The organism is Rosettibacter primus, assembly GCF_036860675.1.
Taxonomy (GTDB): domain Bacteria; phylum Bacteroidota; class Ignavibacteria; order Ignavibacteriales; family Melioribacteraceae; genus Rosettibacter; species Rosettibacter primus.
The window spans coordinates 87,030-109,224 of record NZ_JAYKGK010000003.1; the positions used below are offsets into that span (position 1 = coordinate 87,030).

Here is a 22,195-nt window from a genome sequence, read left to right on the forward strand (position 1 = left end):
ATTTTTTGCATGTTTTTACAAAATGATGCAGTAATATAAAAAGTCATTCTGAATGGAGTGAAGCGAAATGAAGAATCTCTTAAAAACAAAAAACTGTGATTAGATTCTTCGTCGTCCACATAACGGCAGCCTCCTCAGAATGACAGGGAAAAGAGTAGCAGTGGTCTCCTTAAAACAACAGAGAAAGTAGTATTGTCATTCTGAGTCCGCCATTTAGGCGGACGAAGAATCTCTTAAAAACAAAAAACTATGATTAGATTCTTCGTCATCCACCTTTCGGTGGGATTCCTCAGAACGATAAAATAAACTTCACGCAGAGTGATAACGCGGATTGTCGCAGATATTCGCACATGATAAAATGGTCTTTGCTTAAATACGAAAATATTTCAGAATACTTTTGGGTAAAGTCCAAGTGTTTTTATAATATCAAGCTTTTTATCTAAATCAATTTTTTTTAGAATATTATCATCAATGGGTTTACTATAAATTTCTGGTAAATGTTTTTCCAATAAAATTTTTGGACTAAATACAAACTCAACAAAATTTTCTGCACTTGGATGACCTTTATATGGTGCATAATGATGTTTTTCATTTGCATTGCGCCATACCATAACATAAGCAATATTAATTGAATCATCATCAAAGGATTTTAATAATCTTTCCGTCCACCATTTATGATTTATTATTCCTTCCAGACCCGTTTCCGTAAAAGCAGCGATTTTATTTTTCTTTTGAGCAAGTTTCGATACAATTTTTAATTTTCTTTTAATCCATTCTAAGCCGTCGCCGTCAGGTACAAAATCATAATAATTGTCTATACCAAGTACATCAACATATTCGTCGCCAGGATATCTTTCAAGATAATCTTCTTCTGAATAAAAATTTCGGTCGGGTGAATAAGCATAAAGAAAATTTTTCACACCTTTCTTATTACGTAAATAATTAACAGTAGTTCTCCATAATTCAATAAATTCATCTTTTGTGCAGAAATTTTTTCCCCACCAGAACCAGCTTCCATCGAATTCATGAAATGGTCTGAAAATAATTGGGATTAATTTACCTGTAGAGTCTCTTAAATTATTTGCAAAGTCTGCTATTGAATCGAGGGTTCTAAGATACTTCAAGTAGAATCCGCCGCCGGGCAAAATTTTTCTTACAGCAATTGTTGTGTCATAAAATCCTTTGTCTGTAACAGGATTACTGTAATGCCAGCAGAAAGTATTTACCCCATTACGGTAGTATGCTTCTCTTACTAATCTAGGGATAACATTTTTTAATGGATGATTGTCATTATTTGTGAAATAACTAAAATCCCATCCGTACAAACCAGGGTAAGAATTTACTATAGCTTTCACATCGGAACTATCTTTTCCAAACCAGCCAACTCCATAGGCAGTATCATCGTGATGGCCAAATATTATTTTTTCTTTAGATATTTTTTTTAGATTATGAAAAAGCAGAACAGTTTCTTTACTTGCAAGTGTATCTGTTAGTTTTACATTTAATTTTTTTTGAAATTCAATGCTGTTATACTCAGGTATACAAGAAGTAAATAAAACTACTACTGAAAAGAAAAAAGGTAATATTAATTTCATATAAAAAATCCGGGATTATTTTTCTGATAAAATTTTTTGAATAAATCCTTTTTGAATCAAAGAATTCATTTTTTCGGAATGTTCCTTAATTATTGAAAGAGTAGACAAGTCAGTATCATAAATTGAATTAAAACCTTGGGGTTCTTGAGGAGGGTCACCTACAAATGGATCTCCGACACGCCAGATATTATCTTTATTTTTACCTCTGCCAACTCCTCCCCACGACCAAAAATTTGTTCCTGCAATTGGCGCCCCTGCAGAAGCACTGTCATATACAATATCAAATATTATTTTGTAATATTTATCTCTTGCAGTTGTTGGAGTTCCAGGCGAACAAATTTCAAAATCTCGTGACAAACCAAATTCTTCCAGAGTAATGGGCTTATTTAATTGTCTTGCATAAATCAAATGTTGATTGATATAGTTAACTGCTTTTTCAATTGTAGAAGGAAGTGTTTCTTCAATTCTTTTTGCATCAAACCATCCCCAGTTTTTGGGCCACAGATGAAAAGTCATATAATCTATATTTTTGCTTTGGTGTGCTTTTAAATAAATTTCTTCTGAATCAAGACTACCTCTTAAACCTTCATTTCCTGTTGTAACAAGATGATTTGGGTCGAGTGAATGAATATAAGCTGCTGTTTCATCTATCCATTTATAAAAATAATCGAGATAAGGAATTGCAGCATCTCCCCAGCCCGGTCTGGGTTCGTTTGCTAACTGCCATGCCATGATTGTTGGGTCTTCAAAGTAAAATTGATTTGTAAATTTATTTTTTCTTGTAATTATCTTTTTAATGAACTCTCTAAAATACTGATTAGCTTTTTCATTCCTGTAAAATTCTGCCGAGTAATTCATAAAGTCAGGCCATGTATATGGAGGTTGATTTGGGTCTACTTCTTTGCCTGAACCATACCATTTATTATAAACAACAAAACCACCCGACCATTCCCAGTAATTATTTAAAAACACAACTGCATGCATATTTCTTTTTTTCATTTCAAATAAAAGGTAATCCAAACCTTCAAGTAAATCTTCATCTAAAACTCCTGGTTCGGGTTGAACCGCAGGATTAAGAGATGTTTTAATGTATGATTTTTCTGATGCTGCTAATATTCTAAGATTTGTAATTCCATACTCTTTCAATAAATCAAGTTCTCTTTTAAGTCTTTCTCTATCGCCTGTTATCCCAGGAGAACCCAGATAACATCCATACCAGAAATTTGTGCCAACAAAGTAATACGGTTTTCCATTTAATTCGAATTGAGTTCCTCTTACTTTAATAAAATCAACTGTATCTTTAACAAGTGTTGATGCACACCCTTCTGTTAAAAATAAAATCACAATTAGCTGTAAATAAATTTTTTTCATACAACCTCTTTTTTATTTAATATAATTTTGCAATACTGATAAGTTCAATCTCATTTACAATTTCGAGGATTCATCAAAATTGAATAACATCAGCATTATTTCAGACCCAATTCTTTACACATTCTATAGAAATTTGAAGGTGCCAGTCCAAGACGTTCGGCAGCTGCAGAATCTGAACTTGATATGCTTCTAACATACTTGAAATATTTTATACGAAAGAGTTTTTCAACTTCTTTAAGTGGCAATACTTGTCCATTGTAAATATCTTCAAAATTTGTTTCTTCTTTAGCAATAATTTGATTTCCAAGAATTAATGGACTGCTAATATCTTTTGCAGTAATAACTCCGTTTGTACAATTTAACATTAATCTTTGAACTACATTTCTGAGTTCTCTTACATTGCCCGGCCATTTATAGTTTAATAAAATTTCTTTTACTTTTTCATCATAAGTAGGTTTAGGAATTTCCATATCATTACTGAAATAATCCAGAAAATAATCGAACAGCAAGATTATATCATCACCTCTATCTTTAAGCGGGACAATATCAATTGGAACAACATTCAAACGATAATACAAATCTTCTCTAAAACGATTGTTATTTACCTCATTTGCCAGGTTCTTATTTGTAGCAGCAATAATTCTAACATTAACCGAAATTTTTTCTGTTCTTCCAATTTTTTCAATTTCACCATCTTGAATTACTCTAAGTAATTTTACCTGCGCTGAAGGCGGCAGTTCTGCTACTTCGTCGAGGAAAATTGTTCCATTGTTCGCAATTTCAAAAAGTCCTGCTTTACTTCCATTTGCACCAGTAAACGCGCCCTTTTCGAATCCGAATAATTCGCTTTCGATTAATTCTGATGGTATACTACCACAATTAATTGGAATAAAGTTTTCATATTTTCTTTTACTTTTTAAATGAATATTCCAGGCAACTAATTCTTTGCCTGTTCCAGAAGGACCATTAATTAAAATATTGACATCACTTTTTGCATACTTTTCAATATTTTCTTTCAACTGAAGCATCGGTTTTGATTCGCCAATAATTTTTTTTGACTCGAGCATTTTTTCTATGCTTTGTTTTAATCGTTTATCAGATTTCATTTTTTGCTTTTCTAATTTTTTCTTTTCGTAAGCATTAAAAATGCTCAGTATAAAATCTGTAGGCTGATAAATATATTCTTCAATATTACCTGGATATTTTGTACAATACCAGAATGCTCCTGCTCGCAGCAGATTATTGGCAAAATTATAATTGGTAATATTTATGGTCATTTTAGTAATTACAATTATTTGAACCAGGGGGTCACAATCTTTCATTTTAGAAATTAATTCTTCGCCTTTAAGTCCCCCGGAAATTTGATAGTCCATAATAATAACATCATATTTATCAGGGTTCTCTTTTATGAGCTGCAGAGCAGCAAGTCCATTTGAAACAACATCCTGCAATTTTATCATCGAGTTGTAATAATTGAGAGTATTCTTTACTCTCTTAACATCGAAATCTTCATCTTCTACTAACAAAACATTAATTTGTTCATTCTTACTCATAATGCCCACCATGATTTTTTATTGTTAATATAAATCTGCATCCGCCTTCTTTGAGATTAAATGCATCGATATCCCAGCCGCATTTTTCTACTGCCATTTGATATGCAATATAACAACCATATCCTGAGTTAGCACCTTCTACTTTTTTTGTAGATTCATTTTCTAAAAATATTCTTTTTATTCCATTCTCACTAAATTCTAAAAGTTCTTCTTTTATTCCCACGCCATCGTCTTCAATAATTATATAAGATAAATTTTCACCTGCGTCATACTTTGTAGAAATTTTTATAGTAATTAATCTTTTATTTCCATGGTCAATGCTGTTTTGAATAAGAGGTTCAAGAATTTCCCAGATTACAAATTCATTTACACTTACAAGCGGAAGTTTATCGTCCAGGTCAAGCTTAAAAGTAAACATCTCATTTTTGCTTGATATTCTAAGAAATACATTTTCCACAATAAATTTAATTACTTCATTAATATTTGTTCTGAACATTGGATTAATAATTGTGTTAATATCCTGGTCATACCATTTCATATCATAAATTATTCTTGAAATAAAATTTGAATAAGTAATCACTTTGTTTTTAAGTTCTTCAATGCCTGGTGCATTCATTTTACGAACATCTTCTTTTATAAATCCAATTATTTTTTCTGCTTTGTGATGTGTATGATAAATTCTTTTTGTAAATAGAGATTCTTTTTCAAGTCTAATTTGTTTTTCAATATTTTCTTGATGTTCTTCATAAAATTTTTGAAGAGCTTCGTTCCGTTCTTTTACTGCCTGTGATGATATTACAAAAATTATTATTAAGCCTATAAAAATCAGCGAAGTATAAATCAAAGCAACTTTATCATAGTTTGCTCTTACTTCTTTTGTGAGGAAAGAAAAATCAGGTGTAATTTTCATATACATCACGCCAAGATATTCTCCATCGGGGACAAACGGCACAAGTATATTGAAAGTTTTATTATTCTCCAGTGTGCTGTAAATTATTTCAGAAGCTTTCATTTTATCTTTAACAGTTAAAAATAAATTTACAGCTTCAATGTGTGCATCTTTTTGACTATCATAGGGTAATAATGTATTTGTTAAAAATTTATAAAGTTTTTGACCACTGTCAATTACATATAATCTATGATTCTTTATCAAAATTAAACTTATATCTTCCACACTTTTTTGAATCAGTTGTTGCTTAAAAATTACATTGAAAGAATAAGTTATTCGCCGTTCATCATATTCACTTTGAGGTTTTTCCATGAATAAATTTTCATAAAGCAGTTCCATACTTGTTGATGTTATAATTGCAAGTCTTTCAGCAGAATATTTTTGATACCAGGCTTGAGTTTCTACCAGAAAATCATTAAGAGAAGATTTTTGAACAAGAGCCATTATAATTTGAAACACAATTAAAATAAACAGGAAGGCAGTTACATGTTTAATTTCAAATCTATACTTTGAAAATTTACTTTTTACTTTTTGTCGAACCATAATGGTTAATATTCTTTAATTATATTTTTTTCATACTGAATTGAATTTGTTGCTTTAATCAGAGCTTCTTCAACACTTATTTTTTTTGTTAATGCCTGTTCAAAATAGTAAGACATAATTTTTGAATAACGAGTATATTCCTCGTGAGCCGGTCTATGTATTGCAGACTTAATTAACTTACGAATTTCTCTAAACTCAGGATATTTTTTGACAAATGAAGAATCATAATAAAATTTTTTAATTACTGGATAATGACCGCTTAAACGATAAAATATTTCCTGAGATTTTTCACTCAATAAAAATTTTACAAAGTCAACAGCTGCTTCTTTTTTATCAGAGAATTTTGATACCATCAAATTCCAGCCACCCATTATTGATGTAGGTTTCCCATTTTGAAAGTATGGCAGAGGAGCTTTTCTCAAATACTTTTCTTTTGACGAATCGATTGGGGACTCTTTAAAATCTTTATCGTAGCTTGGCCATCCTCTAATGAACAATCCATCATTTTTTATAAAATAAGCATAACTTGGTATTTCTGTAAATTTAATTACATCACGCGGAGTAATTTTATATTTATAAATAAAATCAACAAGCAGTTGTAAAGCTTTTTGTGCTTCAGGTCTGTCAAGGTTAAATCCATATTGATGGAAATAATCAGGATTTTGACTTAACAATAATTCCATAAAAATACATATAAACCCTTCATAATCTGCGGCTGGAAAAATGTAAAATGGATAATCAATTTTTATTTTTTCTTTTATTTTAATAAAATCCTGCCATGTTATATTATTATGAATCTTCTTAATTATTTCTTTTCCATTTTTCAGTTTATTAAGTAAATCTTCTCGATAATATAGAACACCCTGTACACGATTAAGCGGAACGGAAACGAGTTCACCATTTGAATAGCAGGATTCTAAAGCTAATGGCAAAATTTTATTTTTTTCGTCCTCAGAAAAATATTTATCGAGAGGTTCACACCATTTTGCAAATCTTTGAACCCAGATTATATCAACAGCAAATATATCAATTCCATCTCCTGTCCCTCTTAAAGACCTTGCTAAGACTTCTTTTCTTTCATTTGTGCTAAAATCAAAATGAGGAAAATCAATAGGAATTACTCTAACTTTTCCTTCCATTAATTTATTGTATTCATCAATTAAAACACGGTGAGCTGCTGTAATTCTATCTGCAAAATAAATTTCGGTAACAGGATTATTTTGAACTCTACTCCTTTGAAGATAAAAAATTCCCAGATAAATAAGTGCAAGGAACAGTAAAAGTGCGAACCCCCATTTTTGTTTAATAGTAATCATACCAGATTTCCATAATTATTCGTCATTCATATAAACAATTAAAATAATGCATTATAAATTTGTTATTCAAAGAAAATATTTTTCAATGCAATTTTAGTTACATTCTTCTTTCTTATAAATTTTTCAGATGTTGCTTTTATAATACTGTTGAATATCTTAAAATCTTTTCCATTTTCAAGATAAAACATTATGTCTCTTGTTGCAGGTGGAGGGGTTCCTTTTAATCCATTAATTGTAATATTTTCAAATCCTTCTGCCCAGATTCCATATTTGAAAAAATCTTCCATATTATTTTCAAATTCGAGTGTGGAGTTTGAAATAAAAATGTCTTTTACATTTTTCAAGTAAATTCCAGGTATGTCATGACAGAATAAATTCAAATCTTGGAAAGCAGTTGGGCGCAAATCAATATTTCCGCCATAACTTTTTTGCAGAGGACCATTTTTAATAAATAATTCTAATCCATCAAATGTAATGTTTGATATGCTGCCTTTTTCATAAGCATAAAGAATTATTCCATTTTCACTATTAGCTTTGATGTTATGAAAACGAACATCTTTAATTATTCCAGATTTTCTTCCTTTTGTTGTGGGAACTGATTGAATATGAATTGGTTCTGCTTTGCCCCACCAGTCGCCTGTATGCAAACGAGTTTCAATAATTATATCAGAGAAAGAAACATTTTCAATCCATCCTTCAATTCCGGTAAATAAACCAATTCCACGATTTGAATTGTAGATTACAATGTTATTGAAAGAATAATTCTTCATGTAATTGTGGTCTATACCTCCAATTCTTATACCGCTGGAACGTGACATCAGAATACAATTACTTACGACAATATTTTCAGATGGTCGTTTTAAATTCTGAAAACCGGGCAATTCAAAATGAGTGCTGTAACTATTTAGAACAATTGCATCGTCTCCTCCAATTATTTCACAATTAGAAATCACAACATTACTACAGGAAGTGCAATCAATTCCATCACTATTTGCAATTAAAACATTATTATGAATTCTTACATTGTTAATTATCACTCCATTGCAATCTGCAAGATGTAAAGTCCAGAATGGTGAATTTTTTATTGTAACACCATGAACTTTGACATTATTGCAATTAGAAAATATAATCATTTGATATGGTCTCTGCGGATGAGGTTCAACTGGACCATCTTGAATTTCTGCATCGTCGGGACAATAATTTTCTTTTTGACGAGTAAACAATCGAAGTTCAGGAGGAAGAAATTTTTTTCTTTGATTGGTATAGTTAAATAAGTCACCATTTCCGTCAATTATGCCATCACCTGTAATTACCACATTATCAGAATTTTTTGTAAAGATTAATCCAACTCTTATGCTGTCAATATAATAGTCGCTTAGATTTGAGGAACCTAAAAGTACCGCGCCATTTTCAAGATAAAGCGTAACATTTGATTTTAATTGAATAGCACCACTCACAAATATTCCTGCAGGGATATAAACTGTACCACCGCCATTTGAAGCACAGTCGTCAATTGCCCTCTGAATTGCAGAAGTGTTTAAGGTTTTTCCATCCCCAATAGCACCGTAGTGAAGAACATTATACTGTTGTGAATATAATGTTGTAATAGTTGTAAAAAAAATTAATAAAATTATTTTGAATAATTTATTCATAATTTTATTGGTAAATGAAAATTATAATTACATGGATTATTTTTACCTTCTACTAACTTTATTAAAAATTTCTGCTTTCATTCAAATTCATTCATAATTCTTTCTACTACAAAATTTTCGAAATATTTTTACTTAATTTATTTTTTTAACTTTCTCTTTTATCCCTCTTTTAGAAATAATAATTTTACATTAACTAATTATGAGAAAGAACAATGTTTGTATTAATTATTTAAAAATTATCATACATATACAAAATTTGTTGTTTTTTTTAACACTTTATTCTTATTGAACTCTCCCTTTATCCCTCTCTTAGAAAGAGAGGGAACGCACCCCTTCTCTTTTTAAGAGAAGGTCGATTGTTCAAAAATTATTCTCTTCTGTTTTTACTTAATTTTATTTGTTCATCTGTTACTCTTTTCGAACCTCCCTTTACCTTTTCTCAAGAGAACGGGGAATGAATTCAAAATAAACTTTCACTTTTTCATAGCTTGTTTAAAGAACTCACCACATTCTGTTAATTCAAATGATTCCCAGGATTTTATCATGCTTGGATACCATTCGGGGTCAAAAACCCAGGCAACCCAGCTAATTCCTTTTGATTCAAGATAATTTATAATTGCATTTCCATATTCGCCATTTGCATTAATTGATTCATCTCCTAAAGTAAAACCAATTTCAGTAGCAATAATTGGATAATGACTTGCAGCAAAACCAAAATTTTCTTCCCACTTTGGTTCCCATGGTTTATTTCTTTTGTGTGGATATGGATGAGTTACATAAGCAATATTTTCTGCATTAATTGGCTCAATTAGGAGTGGAGTTAAATCATATGCCCAATCAAAACCTGCGACAAGTGGAATTGTTTCTTTATCATAAGCTCTAATAAGTTTAATAATATTTTCATTTGTTTTTTTCCAATCACTCCATGATGCAACCCCTAACTGGTTAAAATAAAGTGTTGGTTCATTAAATAATTCATAAAAAGCAATTGTATTGCTACCGCTATATCTACGCGCAATAGTTCTCCAAAATTCATATGTTTCTTTTTTAGTTGTTTCATACATTGGGTCTTGAAACAATTCCATTTCAAGATTACCGATTGTATGCCAATCAATAATAATATACATTTCTAAATCAGTACACCATTCAACAGCTTGATCAATTAATTTTAGATATTTTTCAGGTGTTCGTTCCCTCCAAGCAACTGGATGAATTGGAATTCGAACTAATTGAGTCCCTAACTCTTTGACCTTTTCAAAAAGTTTTTTATTCCAGTAACCTTGATTTTCTATTTTGTCAGGGTCAGAAATGGAAAGTCCCCGCAATAAAATTGTATCCCCTTTTTCGTTTACAAATCTATTTCCTGCTACTTTGATTAATGGTAGTTTTTTGTTATTTGGACTTTCATAAGGTTTGTTTAAGTATTGTTCATTCCACCAAGCACGATATTTACGCTGCTGTGCATTTGCAAATTGAATCTGCATCAATAAAATTATTAAGAATATTTTCAAAAAGATAGATTTCATATTACATCCCTTTAATGTTTATTCCCAATTATCTGTTCTGAATGAAGAAGCCGGTAAACCTGCTTTATTAAACAAAGTTGCTTCTGAAGTATTATCCCAGCAATATCTTACTGCAACAGGATTTTTTATTTCTGGACTAAACACAATTAATTTTTTTCCGGAAATTTTAACCGTTGCTTTCTTGAATACTTTATCTTCTCCAGCTATTAAAAAGTTATTCTCCCCATTTCTTTCTTTTAATACCAATCCACCATCAACATAATCAAATGTTAATTCAATTTTGTCTTTAACAATTTTCATTGATCTATAAATTGGTCCTGAATAAACAACATCTTTGCTATAATCTTTAGCAAGCGCCCATAAAGCAAGTCTTTCTCCAACATCTTTTTTATTACCAGGATGAATATTATCAGGATTGCCAATATCAAGTGTTACAACCATTCCAGTTTTAGGCACAGAAAGTGTTTGAAGTTGTGCTTCTCTTAATTTTTGTGATTGAGTCCATTGTCCATAATTATAAGGAGCTATCTGAACATAATAGAATGGGAAATTTCCTTGCTTCCAATCTTCTCTCCAGTTTTTTATCATTAATGGGAACAAAGTTTTATAAAGTTCTGGATTGTTAGTGTTTGATTCTCCCTGATACCAGATTACACCTTTTATTCTATAAGGAATTAATGGTGCAATCATACCATTGTAAAGTGTAGTCGGAGTATTTGATGATAAATCAACAGAAAGTTTAGGACGGTTGAAATATTCTTCGTTAGCAGCACCAATGACATAAAATTTACCGCTTAAATATTCTGCAACGGGTAAATATTTCCAATTACCTGCAAGAGAAATTGTTTCATCAGAATCTTTAGGATGAATTTTCATTTTTTCAGGAGCACCCCAGATTCCGCCACCTCCTTGAGTATCAATTACACGCACTGCAATTGTCAAATTTTTTTCTTTTACAATTTCTGATGGAATTGAATAAATTCTATCAATTTGCCAGTAACCTTCAGCTTCATAACCAGCGATTTTAATTCCATTGACAAATGTAATATCCATATCATCAATTGGACCCAATTCTAAAATTAATTCCTTATTCACCCATGATTCGGGTATTTCAATTTTTTTTCTAAACCAGATTACACCATCGAAGCTTCCGACTTCAGTTCTTTCCCAATTTTGAGGAAGAATAATTTCTTTCCAGCGTGAATCATCAAAATTGATTTCTGCACAAGCAGAATCCTGAAATTCTAAGTTTTGCCATCGGGTTTCTGCCCCCCTTTTCGAAATATCAACTATTGGTTTTGTATTAAGCCATTTATAAAGTTTTTCAATTTCATCTCTACTGTTATTTAATTTTTCTATAAAATCTTTGTATTGTTCAACCTTAGAGATATATTTTCCACTTGTCCATGCTTCTACGGGAGTTCCACCCCAGCTTGAATGAATTAGCCCGATAGGAACTTTTAATTCTTGATAAAGTTTTTTTCCAAAGAAATAAGCTGTTGCACTAAATCGGGCTGCGGTTTCAGGATTAGATTCCACCCAGGTCCCATTGCAGTTAAATTCTGGTTTGTTAGATACTGTGCGGGCTACAGTAAAAAATCTAATGTTCGAATTATCTGCATTTTGAATTTCTTTAGCCGAACCGAATATTGTATCTCTCGGAGGCCAGCCAGCAAGCGGCATTTCCATGTTCGATTGCCCTGAACATAACCAAACTTCACCAATTAATATATTCCTGTAAACAATAGTTGAATCACCAATTTCAATTTTCATTTCATAAGGTCCACCTGCTCTAGGAGTTTTAATTTTCATTATCCAGTTGCCATTTTCATCTGCTAAAACCTGAGCAGCTTGTTTCCATGATGTTGTGATCTTTACACTGGACTTAGGTTCTGCTTTGCCCCATATTGGCACAAGTGATTTCTGTTGAAGTATCATATTGTCAGAAAATATTGCAGGCATTTCAATTTGACTTTTCTTTTCTGTTTGAGCATTTGTAAATGAAAAAAGGACAAGAAGAAGTAATAGTATTCTCATATTCATTCCTCAGATTTGTTGTAATAATTTTTACTTACTCAAAAATAACCTAATTCCTTCATATAGTGTAGGCTCCCACACAGTGTAATGATCTTTACCCGGATTAATAAATGATTTCATATAAAAATTTTTGTAATCTCTTTCTTCAAGAATTTTTATTAGCTCCTTAAATGGATTTAAAAATCGAACTGGCTCCTCATTACCTCCAACTGTTATGTATAAATTTGCTTTTATTTCTTTTGTTTTTGAATAAAGAATTTTTTCTAATGCAAACAAATCAAGATATTCTCCTTTGTAATAAGTTTTTTCTTTTGCAGCTGGACTTGCAATTATATAGTTCTGAAATATTCCTTTTGTTTTTTCAGCATAATTAAATAAAACATACATGCCAAAGAAACCACCAAAAGAAGAGCCCCACAGTGTTCTTTCACTATTTGTCCGATAATTTTTATCGATGTATGGAATTAATTCTTTTATTATAAAATCAAGAAAAAAATCTGCCCGCACAATTAAGTCGCGCACTCTGATACTGTTAGGATTGTAGCTATCAGGATATCCAATCCCAACTATAATTAATTCTCTTATATTTTCCTTTTTAGCCATCTCATGAATTGGATTATGTTGCCCTCGTCTCCAGTAACCATCTGTCATATATAAAACAGGAAAACTTTGATTCCTATGTTCAAAATAGCTTTCAGGTAAAGAAATATCGATAACAAAAGTATCCCTTACATTCTCGGAAAATATTTTTACACTTTTAATTTCAGAAGGATTATATATTGCCGGGCTGCTGTCTGCCTTATAGTTAAATAAAAACACAATTGATAAAATAATGCATAACATATTTAATTTTTTCGTCATTATTTAATTTATTTTATGAATAAAGATTTTTATGATTTTAACTTATGGCTGATATTTTATTTCTACTCTGCTAATTTGAACCCCATCATTTAATGTGATTTTAACAAATCTTGAATTTTCAGGTAAATTAACTGAAGTATATCTTACTGCATCAAAAAAATTGTAGTCATTTTTTCCGAATTTAAAAATTTGTTTTTCGTAAATAATTTCTGATAAATTATTAATGTCACTTCCAGCAGCAACTCTAATGTCTCCGTCCTCATCTGATAAAAAGAAGTCAACTTTCACTTCTGTGATATTCATAGGCGATTTATAAATGATATAACTTCCTGTACTGCCTGTTAATCGGCTTCTATCTTCTTTTGCTCGGCGTATATCCTGATAAGTTAGCAATTGAAATTCACCATCTTTTTGAAATACTTTATCGAAATTTTCCATTTCGTCAACAATTTTTTTGAATTTTACTTCCACAGGCCCAACAATATTTGAATAATCAGAAATACCAGATTCATTTTTAGCTGCAATACGATAAAAATATCTTTTCCCTATTTCTGCTGTTTCATCATTAAATAATGGTCGATATTGATACCTTGCATCATCAATATTATCTGCAATTACTTTCCATTCATCAACATATTCTTCTTTTCTTTCAATAATATAAGCTTGAGCACCTGCCGAACCCTGCCATGAAATTTCAGATACATCATTAATATCAAGAAGTTTTGGTTTTTCAGGAATTGGAAGAGGTGGAACTGACAATCCATCAATTTGATAAGCTTTTTCACGAATTAAGTTTAATATTAACTTTTCGTCATACCAATTCCCATCATTAAATCCAGGCCAGCGGTATGCTGCAACATTATTGTATTCATAATGATGATAAAAGCCTCCTTCACGATTATGAAATCTCAAACTCCATAACATTCCACCAGCTAAACCTTGATTTATAATTGTATCTGAAATTGCGCGAATTTCTTGAGGAGGTACAATTCCATATTCACCAACAATATAAGGCTTTTTACCTTTTGCTAATTTTTGATTAGCAACAATTTTTTCAAGATTTGATTTTGTATTTCTATAATGATGAGTAGTAACTACATCAATATTTGTATCTTCAATTGCTTCTACTGATAAATCAGGTGAATTTCTTCCTTCAATTACAAGATGATTTTTATCAAGACTTTTTATATAAGCAGCAATTTCTTTTGTCCACTGGATTGGAGCATTTAATTCGTTGCCAGTTTCCCAGCCAAGAATTGCTTTGTCGTCCTTGTATAAAATTCCTGTAAAAGTATTTTTTCTATTGATAGTGAATTCTATGGTTTTCTTAAAATCGGCAATAATTTCAGGATCCGTCCAAAACTCATCTCTATCTTTACCTCGAAAAGCTGCATATTCTCTTGGTCCACCCCACCAATGCCAGTTATCAACAAAAGGAATAATTACTCTAACCCCAACTTCATTTGCTACTTGTAAGACTTTATCAAGCGCTTTGAATGCTTCTTCGTTAAATTTTCCAGGTCCTTCAACATGTCGAATTACATCGGGCGAATCAATATCTCTTCGAACAGATAACACATACATTCTTGCTACTTTTCCACCAAGATGCTTAATCGAGGTTAATGCATCACGTATTTCAAATTCATCTGGAAGACGCCATGGATTTGTTGAATCAAAAGGTAAATAATCTTCGATGTAATGAAGATTAGGAATATTAAAAGAAATAAATCTTAGTTCCTTATCATTATCATATAGTTTATCATTTTTTCTTACAACAAAGGAAGTAAATTGGCTTGAAGCACATTGAGGGAATAAAAAGCTTACAGCAACAATTAATAGAATAAATATTTTCTTGCGCATAATTTCACCTTGAATTTTTTATTGTGGTGATTTTCTTCTTAAAGTTTAATTACACTCATTAAATAATTCTTAAGAACCAACCTAATTTTAACTTCTAAAACTATGCCGCAGTAATTTCAATTTAGTACACTAAAAAACAAGCCCTGGGAAGCCATCTCTTTATTATTTTAATAAAATCATTATCATATTGTAAAAAATACCCTCATTAAATTTCATCATAATAATACTTTTTTATTAGCATAAAATTTGCATAATAAAACAATCACGAATATAGAGTATAATGGAAAAAGGTAACAACTTAAAAGTATGTAAAGATATGTTTGAAGAATTAACAAAGAATTTATTAGAAAAGTGGTATCCATTAGCTATTGATAAAGAATACGGAGGCTATTTTACAAATATTTCATATGACTTTAAACTAATGCCATCGCAGGAAAAAATGGTAGTAACACAAGCCAGGCATATGTGGACTACAGCAAAAGCAGCAAAGTTTTTCAATAGCGATAAATATTACGAATATTCCCTCCATGGATTTAAATTTCTCACAGAAAAAATGTGGGACGATAAATATGGAGGATTTTATCAAATTAGAAGTCGTGATGGAAGCACTACTGACATAGAAGGTTGGTTTGATGAAAAACGAGCTTATGGAAATGCATTTGCAATTTATGCATTATCTGCTTTGTATGATATTACCAAGGACAAAAAAGTTCTCAACGCAGCAATTGATGCTTTTGAATGGCTGGATAAACACGCATATGATGAGGAATACAAAGGATATTTCCAATTTCTTAGAAGAGAAGGAACCCCATTCGATAAATCAAGTGCTTATAAATCAAAAGCTACCGATGAATTAGAAGTCGGTTATAAAGATCAAAATTCTTCAATTCACTTGCTTGAAGCTTTTACAGAATTATATCATGTCTGGAAACACGAGAAATTATACAATCGATTACTGGAACTATTAAAATTAATTCGAGATGTTATTGTAAATCCCAAGGGTTATCTTCAACTATTTTTTGAAAGAGATTGGACTCCTCTATCATTTAGGAACAAATCAAAAGAAATTCTTGAAGCAAATTATAAATTAGACCATGTTTCTTTTGGACATGACTATGAAACGGCTTATCTGATGCTCGAAGCTTCTTATGCTCTTGGACTTAATGATGATACCGAAACATTACGCACTGCTAAAAAAATGTTAGACCATGCAATTGAAAATGGATGGGACAAAGTAAACGGCGGATTTTTTGACGAGGGTTATTATTTTACAGAAAATGGCAAATGTAAAATTATAAAAGATACAAAAACCTGGTGGCAGCAAGCTGAAGCTCTTAATGTTTTATTAATTTTTTCAAAAATCTTTCCAAATGAAAAAAAATATTATAAACTTTTTCTTAAAGAATGGGAGTATATAAAAAAATATTTGATTGATTATGAACATGGAGATTGGTACTGGGGCAGTCTTGAAAAAGAACCATTTTACAAAACTGAACCAAAAGGAAATATCTGGAAAGCTACATATCACAATGGAAGAGCTCTTATGAATTGTATTTCTATGCTTGCAGATGACGATTGTGAACTTTTTAAATTAGATAGTTTTAAAAAAATTAAATATGAACATGAAAATTTTATCAATCACTGGAAAAATATAGCAGTAAATTTATGACAGTCTTTAACTAAATCAACTTTCACCTAAAAGTGTTATTACAATTTTTCTTGGTCCGCCATAATTTCTATGTTCACATAAATAAATTCCCTGCCAAGTTCCAATATTAAATTTGCCATTTGTAATTGGAATAATTAATGAACTGCCTATAATTGTACTTTTTATATGAGAAGTCATATCATCAGACCCTTCAAGTGTATGTTCAAAATAGCTAACATTTTCAGGAACAATTTTATTAAAGTATGTTTCCATATCCGAACGAACAGTAGGGTCTGCATTTTCATTTATCGTTAAAGAAGCAGAAGTGTGTTTAATAAATATATGGGCAATGCCAGTATTAATATTTCTAATTTCAGGAATGCAATTTAGAATTTCATTCGTAATTAAATGAAATCCACGTGGCTTGGCTTTCAATGTAATTTCTTTTTGAATTATCATATTTCCACTTATTAAGTTATTCAATTATAAGATAGCAATTTAAATATCATGTAATCAACATTAAAAAATTTATTAATTTGCATCAAAAAAAAGTTAAATATGGAAACTCTCGAAGCCATATTTACAAGAAGAAGTATAAGAAAATTTAAGAACAAGGAAATTGCAGAAGAACTGATAATTAAAATGCTTCAAGCAGCAATGTATGCACCTTCTGCAAGAAATACTCAACCGTGGCATTTTATCGTTATTAACGACAGAAATAAGCTTGATGAAATTCCTCGTCTTCATCCTTATGCAGATATGTGTTACGAAGCCCCGCTTGCAATTATGATATGCGGAGATTCAACATTAGAAAAAACAGAAGGCTATATTGCAATTAATTGCGCTGCAGCTACTCAAAACTTATTATTAGCAGCTCACGATTTAGGTTTAGGTGCAGTCTGGTTAGGTGTCTATCCACGCAAAGAAAGAATGAGTGCTCTATCAAAATTTTTTGAGCTTCCAGAAAATATAATTCCTGTTTCACTTGTTGCAATTGGTTATCCTAATGAATCGAAAGAAAAACCGGATAGATTTAAACCAGAAAGAATTCATTACAATAAATGGTAAATTAAAAACTGATGTTACGGCTTTGCTTACTTTACAATTCAAATATTTTTGAGCAATTTGCGAATAAATAAAATTATTGAAAATGTTTTCTATTGAATGGACTGAACAATTACGATTCATTGTTGCATTAGCTCTTGGTTTTCTGGTAGGTCTAGAACGTGAAAGCAGCAAAACCAGGCAAAAGAAAATTGTACTTGGTGGAATTAGAACATATCCAATAATTAGTATGCTCGGATTTGGATGTGCATGGCTTTATCACATTGGAGTTCAAGCTATACTGCCTATTGGGTTGATTGCTGTTTCTGGTCTTACTGCCATCTCTTATTTCACAAAAGTCCAGACAGAAAGACTTGGTGTTACAAGTGAAGTAACTGCACTTGTAACATTCATCGTAGGCGCGCTTGCATTTCTTGTTGATATCTGGGCTTCAATGGCTCTTGGAATTATTAACACAATTCTACTTTCTGAAAAATCAAGACTGGAAGAAATGGTCGAAAAACTGGACCGGGTTGAATTTCTTGCCGTTTTGAAATTTCTTCTTGTTACATTAATTATTCTTCCTGTTCTGCCAGATAAAAATTATACTATCTACAATCTTAATCCTTCTAAAATCTGGAAAATTGTAATAATTGTCTCTTCTCTTGGATTTATTGGATATTTCTTATCTAAAAGATTTGGGGACCACATTGGATTTAGATTATCTGGTTTAGTAGGCGGAATAGTTTCAAGCACCGCTGTTGCAATTGCTTATGGTAGAATGGCACAAAAAAATAACACTATTTCAAAAAATGCACTTCAAGGTTCATTAATTGCATCCAGTGTAATGTATTTAAGAGTTTTAATTTTGATTCTTATAATCAGTCCATCTATTTTGATTTACATCGGATGGCAATTGATTATACTAAGTTTGATTGGATTTGGCTTATCATTTTATAAACTAAAAACACATTCAGGTAAATCTTATTTCAATAAAGAATCACAAAATTTACAAAATCCATTTGAAATAAGACCAGCTTTAATGTTTGCTGTGTTATTTGTTGTATTATCTATTATAACTGGATGGGTAAAAATGTATTTTGGCAAATCTGGGGTTCTTACGCTTTCCGCTGTAGTTGGTGTTACAGATATTGACCCATTTATTTTGTCTTTGATTAGCTCTTCAAACTTTGGGATTAATATTCTTGTATCTGCAATATTAATTGCGATGATGAGCAATACAATAATGAAAGGAATTTATTTTTCTTATCTCTCGACGGATACAAGAAAAGAATCTATTTACCGATTTGGTTTTTTGACTTTATCTCACATTCCAATCATATTATTTACACTTTTATAAAAAATAAGGTCGACTAAAAAGTAATTTTCAAATAGAACAATCCACAAAAATCAATTCATTTTTCTGCATTCTTTTTTAAATATTTTACTTTTTAGTCAACCTTTCTTTATGTTAATTAAATATTAATAACTGCCATTAGATAAAACCATGTTGAATTATCTTTACCTCTTTTTTCTTTGAAAATTTCTCCAGGGAAAAATAACGATGCTCCACCTTCAAAGTTTACATACTCATTATATTTATAGTTAATTAGAAAATCGAATTCAGAACCAAAATCATTTGCAGTTTTATTGGAAATCAATTTATAATCCTGAGCAGATTTGAAGATATGATAATTGAAATGAATTGTTAATCCATTAAAAGGTGTGAAGTTAAATTTACCAATAAAATCCATTATACCTAATCCATAAGTATCGTTTTGAATATTAATAAAGTAATCCATATAACCATAAAATTTGTGACCTGTTGGATATAGTGAAGTATAAGTTTTATAATTATTATCAACAGGATTATTATCACCGCTTGCATAATCAAATTGCAAACCAACAGTTGGTTTACAATTACTTCTGAATGTGTAATTCCCGTTAATGGAAAAAGTTAAAGCATTTACATCTTGTTTTCTATTAAATAAAAATGCTTTCCCAAACTGATAACCAAAATCTAATTCATGCTGGAATCTTCCTAAGTCGCCTTTGACATATAATCCTGCTGTTGCTCTGTCGAGATAATTTGTTGGATTAACTCTTTGCCAGATAACAAAAGGCTGAATTTTATAAGCACTCGATAAGTATAAATCTGTAAATAATCCATAAATATTCTGGTCCATTGAATCTGATGGATTAAATTTCTCAAACTCACGAATCGCAAAAATTTCTGCTTTGAAACTTTTATTTTTGAGGGTAATAATTCCTCCGTCAAAAGCCCTTCCAATATTACTCCAGCTTACTGGACCAATAAATTTTTCTGAACCATATGATAATTCCATTCTCCCAACTTTAATGTCAATTGGAAGATTGAAAATATCATTAATTAAAAAGTAAGCCTGATGCACATCAAGATTTTTTGAATTAGACAAGGTTGATTGTTCTTCTCCAAATGTTCTTGAGTCTTGAACTTGAATAACTCCATAAAGATTTTTTACAGGTTTGAAAGATAATCCCAATCTTGTTCTTAATTGAGTAAATGTATTTGGATTTGATGATGATTTGAAATCTTTATTGTCGATTTCAAATCTTGGTCTAATTTGAAAAGAGAATTTTAAATTATCTTGAGAATACAAATTCATAAAAGAAAAAATAAAAATGATTATTGCAAAAAAACTTTTCATAATTGCCTCTCAATTTTAATTGTTAAAAGTCATTTTTTAACAAAATTTTAGATTAGTAAAACTCAATAACTTTTAAGAGAGCCTTGACGTTCTTTAGCTTTCTTATCCCATTCAACCACAGTAGTTTTTAGAAAATTATTTTTATCGTCTTCAAGTTCTTTCATATCAAGTCCAATATATTTTTGAGCTTTTTCTTTTGTTGAAATATCCGGCAATGCAACAGGATATTTAACACCATGTTTAACAAGAACCAGAGCAATTTCCTTGCGTGCTTCTTCTGCTTTTTGAATTGCAGTGCCGAGCACTCTTAAAGCTTCAACTGGCGAATGAAAACCCATTCCATTGGCAGCTGCAACCCAGTCCCATCGCCATTGTGCATGTCTGATTAATTTCAAAGCATTTTTCATTTCTGATTCTGTTGCACCATTATCCCACGCAATCTTTGCTTCGATATGTGCTGCAGCTATTGATTTTTCTGCAAGTTTTCTTAACTCATTAATTTTGTCCTGTCGTTCATTTACATTTTGAATTAATTTTTGTGTTTTTTCACGATGACACACTTGGCAGGAATTTTCAACGTTGTTTAATGGGCTTTGAATATGATGGTCTGTAAATTTAACACCGCCTTCTGTTTTATAAGGCATATGACAATCTGCACAGGATACTCCTCTATCAGCATGAACTCCAGTCATGTATAATTCATAATCTGGATGTTGAGCTTTCAACATAGGAGCTTTGCTCAAAGCATGAGTCCAATCTGAAAATTCTAATTCATCATAATATTTTTCCATTGCATCTGCACTAAATCCTTTATCCCATGGAAATGTTAAATATTTTCCCTCCCCTTTAAAATAATATTCAACATGGCATTGTGCACAAACCAATGAACGCATTTCATTATGTGTAAAATTCTTTATGTCTTTTCCTAATCTCTGGAAAGCTTCAATCAAAGCTGGACGTGTAATTCTTAAATCCATTGTTTTAGGGTCGTGACAATCCTGGCAGCCAATTGGATTTACAAATTCGTGACCCTTTTCAATCCATTTACCTTTATAGAATTCTTCCACGCCATCTCTTGCCATAACACGAGGAACATCAGTACTCTTGCATGTCCAGCATGTTGCCGGCATTGGACTGATTTTATTGCCGCCGGTTCTTAATGTTAACCGAATATCTTTAACTGCGTATGCATGACCTCGCGGTGTTTTATAATCTTTAGAAAATGGATAACCTGCCCACATGATAACAAGTTCGGGTGACATCTCTAAATAGTCTCTTGTAACAGAGCCTGCATATTTACTTGCAAAAGTTGTGTCCAGTGTTCGAAGATAGGTTTCATATTCGCGGGGATAATTTTCTCCCCACACTTCGTTGCGTGGTTCCCATTCTGCAATTGGTTTTACAACTTGAAGTGTAAAAGCTTCGCTCCTTCTTTCTACAATTGAAGAAGCAAATAAACCAATAAAGAAAACAATAATTACGGTTGCAAAAAATAATAACCATGCAACCCATGGCCTGCTTTTTATAATTTCTTGAATTGGTTTCATAAATAT

At 31.1% G+C, this 22,195-nt stretch carries 16 protein-coding genes; 3 read left to right on the forward strand and 13 right to left on the reverse strand.

What is annotated here, in order from left to right; genetic code table 11:
- Positions 1-386 precede the first annotated feature (386 nt).
- From VJY32_RS05170 to VJY32_RS05215, 10 genes are all read right to left on the reverse strand, one after another.
- On the reverse strand, positions 387-1,595 hold the full coding sequence (locus VJY32_RS05170; protein WP_353676831.1) for a glycoside hydrolase family 26 protein: 1,209 nt from the start codon (positions 1,593-1,595) through the stop codon (positions 387-389).
- Between the two features lie 15 nt (positions 1,596-1,610).
- Positions 1,611-2,966, reverse strand: coding sequence for a glycoside hydrolase 5 family protein (locus tag VJY32_RS05175; protein WP_353676832.1), 1,356 nt, complete (start codon positions 2,964-2,966; stop codon positions 1,611-1,613).
- Between the two features lie 95 nt (positions 2,967-3,061).
- Positions 3,062-4,519, reverse strand: coding sequence for a sigma-54-dependent transcriptional regulator (locus VJY32_RS05180; protein WP_353676833.1), 1,458 nt, complete (start codon positions 4,517-4,519; stop codon positions 3,062-3,064).
- On the reverse strand, positions 4,512-6,011 hold the full coding sequence (locus VJY32_RS05185) for an ATP-binding protein (RefSeq protein ID WP_353676834.1): 1,500 nt from the start codon (positions 6,009-6,011) through the stop codon (positions 4,512-4,514). Before VJY32_RS05185 ends, VJY32_RS05180 begins: the two co-directional genes overlap by 8 nt.
- Positions 6,012-6,016: 5 nt before the next feature.
- Complete coding sequence (locus tag VJY32_RS05190) at positions 6,017-7,327, reverse strand: extracellular solute-binding protein (protein ID WP_353676835.1); 1,311 nt, start codon at positions 7,325-7,327, stop codon at positions 6,017-6,019.
- A 62-nt stretch (positions 7,328-7,389) separates the two neighbouring features.
- Positions 7,390-8,979 (reverse strand): glycoside hydrolase family 28 protein, encoded by a 1,590-nt coding sequence (locus VJY32_RS05195; RefSeq protein ID WP_353676836.1) that lies wholly within the window; start codon positions 8,977-8,979, stop codon positions 7,390-7,392.
- Between the two features lie 473 nt (positions 8,980-9,452).
- Complete coding sequence (locus VJY32_RS05200; protein ID WP_353676837.1) at positions 9,453-10,505, reverse strand: glycoside hydrolase family 5 protein; 1,053 nt, start codon at positions 10,503-10,505, stop codon at positions 9,453-9,455.
- Between the two features lie 18 nt (positions 10,506-10,523).
- Positions 10,524-12,542 carry a sialate O-acetylesterase gene (locus VJY32_RS05205; RefSeq protein WP_353676838.1) on the reverse strand — a complete coding sequence of 673 codons (2,019 nt, stop codon included), beginning with the start codon at positions 12,540-12,542 and terminating at the stop codon, positions 10,524-10,526.
- Between the two features lie 30 nt (positions 12,543-12,572).
- Positions 12,573-13,385: an alpha/beta hydrolase gene (locus VJY32_RS05210; protein ID WP_353676839.1), complete on the reverse strand. Its 813-nt coding sequence runs from the start codon at positions 13,383-13,385 to the stop codon at positions 12,573-12,575.
- Between the two features lie 60 nt (positions 13,386-13,445).
- Positions 13,446-15,263 carry a cellulase family glycosylhydrolase gene (locus VJY32_RS05215; protein ID WP_353676840.1) on the reverse strand — a complete coding sequence of 606 codons (1,818 nt, stop codon included), beginning with the start codon at positions 15,261-15,263 and terminating at the stop codon, positions 13,446-13,448.
- A gap of 280 nt (positions 15,264-15,543) precedes the next feature.
- Between VJY32_RS05215 and VJY32_RS05220 the strand changes: the two genes are divergently transcribed.
- The gene (locus tag VJY32_RS05220; RefSeq protein ID WP_353676841.1) at positions 15,544-16,932 is read left to right on the forward strand and encodes an AGE family epimerase/isomerase; all 1,389 of its coding nucleotides are present in this window, start codon (positions 15,544-15,546) and stop codon (positions 16,930-16,932) included.
- Positions 16,933-16,947: 15 nt separating this feature from the next.
- Here the strand turns inward: VJY32_RS05220 and VJY32_RS05225 are convergent, their stop codons facing one another.
- On the reverse strand, positions 16,948-17,370 hold the full coding sequence (locus VJY32_RS05225; protein WP_353676842.1) for a secondary thiamine-phosphate synthase enzyme YjbQ: 423 nt from the start codon (positions 17,368-17,370) through the stop codon (positions 16,948-16,950).
- 99 nt (positions 17,371-17,469) lie between these two features.
- Here VJY32_RS05225 and VJY32_RS05230 point away from each other — a divergent pair, with 99 nt between their 5' ends.
- Positions 17,470-17,979 (forward strand): nitroreductase family protein, encoded by a 510-nt coding sequence (locus VJY32_RS05230; protein ID WP_353676843.1) that lies wholly within the window; start codon positions 17,470-17,472, stop codon positions 17,977-17,979.
- An 82-nt stretch (positions 17,980-18,061) separates the two neighbouring features.
- Positions 18,062-19,315, forward strand: a complete 1,254-nt coding sequence (locus VJY32_RS05235) for an MgtC/SapB family protein (protein WP_353676844.1) — start codon at positions 18,062-18,064, stop codon at positions 19,313-19,315.
- Between the two features lie 115 nt (positions 19,316-19,430).
- On the opposite strand, the gene VJY32_RS05240 is transcribed toward VJY32_RS05235, so the two are convergent.
- On the reverse strand, positions 19,431-20,642 hold the full coding sequence (locus VJY32_RS05240) for an alginate export family protein (protein ID WP_353676845.1): 1,212 nt from the start codon (positions 20,640-20,642) through the stop codon (positions 19,431-19,433).
- Between the two features lie 62 nt (positions 20,643-20,704).
- Positions 20,705-22,189, reverse strand: coding sequence for an ammonia-forming cytochrome c nitrite reductase (nrfA, locus tag VJY32_RS05245; RefSeq protein WP_353676846.1), 1,485 nt, complete (start codon positions 22,187-22,189; stop codon positions 20,705-20,707).
- Between the last annotated feature and the right edge of the window lie 6 nt (positions 22,190-22,195).

Bases quoted from the DNA above. Each gene is read 5' to 3' on its own strand.
- VJY32_RS05185 (WP_353676834.1), bottom strand. From the start codon at position 6,011: ATGGTTCGACAAAAAGTAAAAAGTAAATTTTCAAAGTATAGATTTGAA.
- VJY32_RS05215 (WP_353676840.1), bottom strand. From the start codon at position 15,263: ATGCGCAAGAAAATATTTATTCTATTAATTGTTGCTGTAAGCTTTTTA.
- VJY32_RS05225 (WP_353676842.1), bottom strand. From the start codon at position 17,370: ATGATAATTCAAAAAGAAATTACATTGAAAGCCAAGCCACGTGGATTT.
- VJY32_RS05200 (WP_353676837.1), bottom strand. From the start codon at position 10,505: ATGAAATCTATCTTTTTGAAAATATTCTTAATAATTTTATTGATGCAG.
- VJY32_RS05220 (WP_353676841.1), top strand. From the start codon at position 15,544: ATGGAAAAAGGTAACAACTTAAAAGTATGTAAAGATATGTTTGAAGAA.
- VJY32_RS05170 (WP_353676831.1), bottom strand. From the start codon at position 1,595: ATGAAATTAATATTACCTTTTTTCTTTTCAGTAGTAGTTTTATTTACT.
- VJY32_RS05180 (WP_353676833.1), bottom strand. From the start codon at position 4,519: ATGAGTAAGAATGAACAAATTAATGTTTTGTTAGTAGAAGATGAAGAT.
- VJY32_RS05175 (WP_353676832.1), bottom strand. From the start codon at position 2,966: ATGAAAAAAATTTATTTACAGCTAATTGTGATTTTATTTTTAACAGAA.
- VJY32_RS05195 (WP_353676836.1), bottom strand. From the start codon at position 8,979: ATGAATAAATTATTCAAAATAATTTTATTAATTTTTTTTACAACTATT.
- VJY32_RS05240 (WP_353676845.1), bottom strand. From the start codon at position 20,642: ATGAAAAGTTTTTTTGCAATAATCATTTTTATTTTTTCTTTTATGAAT.
- VJY32_RS05190 (WP_353676835.1), bottom strand. From the start codon at position 7,327: ATGATTACTATTAAACAAAAATGGGGGTTCGCACTTTTACTGTTCCTT.
- VJY32_RS05210 (WP_353676839.1), bottom strand. From the start codon at position 13,385: ATGTTATGCATTATTTTATCAATTGTGTTTTTATTTAACTATAAGGCA.
- VJY32_RS05230 (WP_353676843.1), top strand. From the start codon at position 17,470: ATGGAAACTCTCGAAGCCATATTTACAAGAAGAAGTATAAGAAAATTT.
- VJY32_RS05205 (WP_353676838.1), bottom strand. From the start codon at position 12,542: ATGAGAATACTATTACTTCTTCTTGTCCTTTTTTCATTTACAAATGCT.
- nrfA (WP_353676846.1), bottom strand. From the start codon at position 22,189: ATGAAACCAATTCAAGAAATTATAAAAAGCAGGCCATGGGTTGCATGG.
- VJY32_RS05235 (WP_353676844.1), top strand. From the start codon at position 18,062: ATGTTTTCTATTGAATGGACTGAACAATTACGATTCATTGTTGCATTA.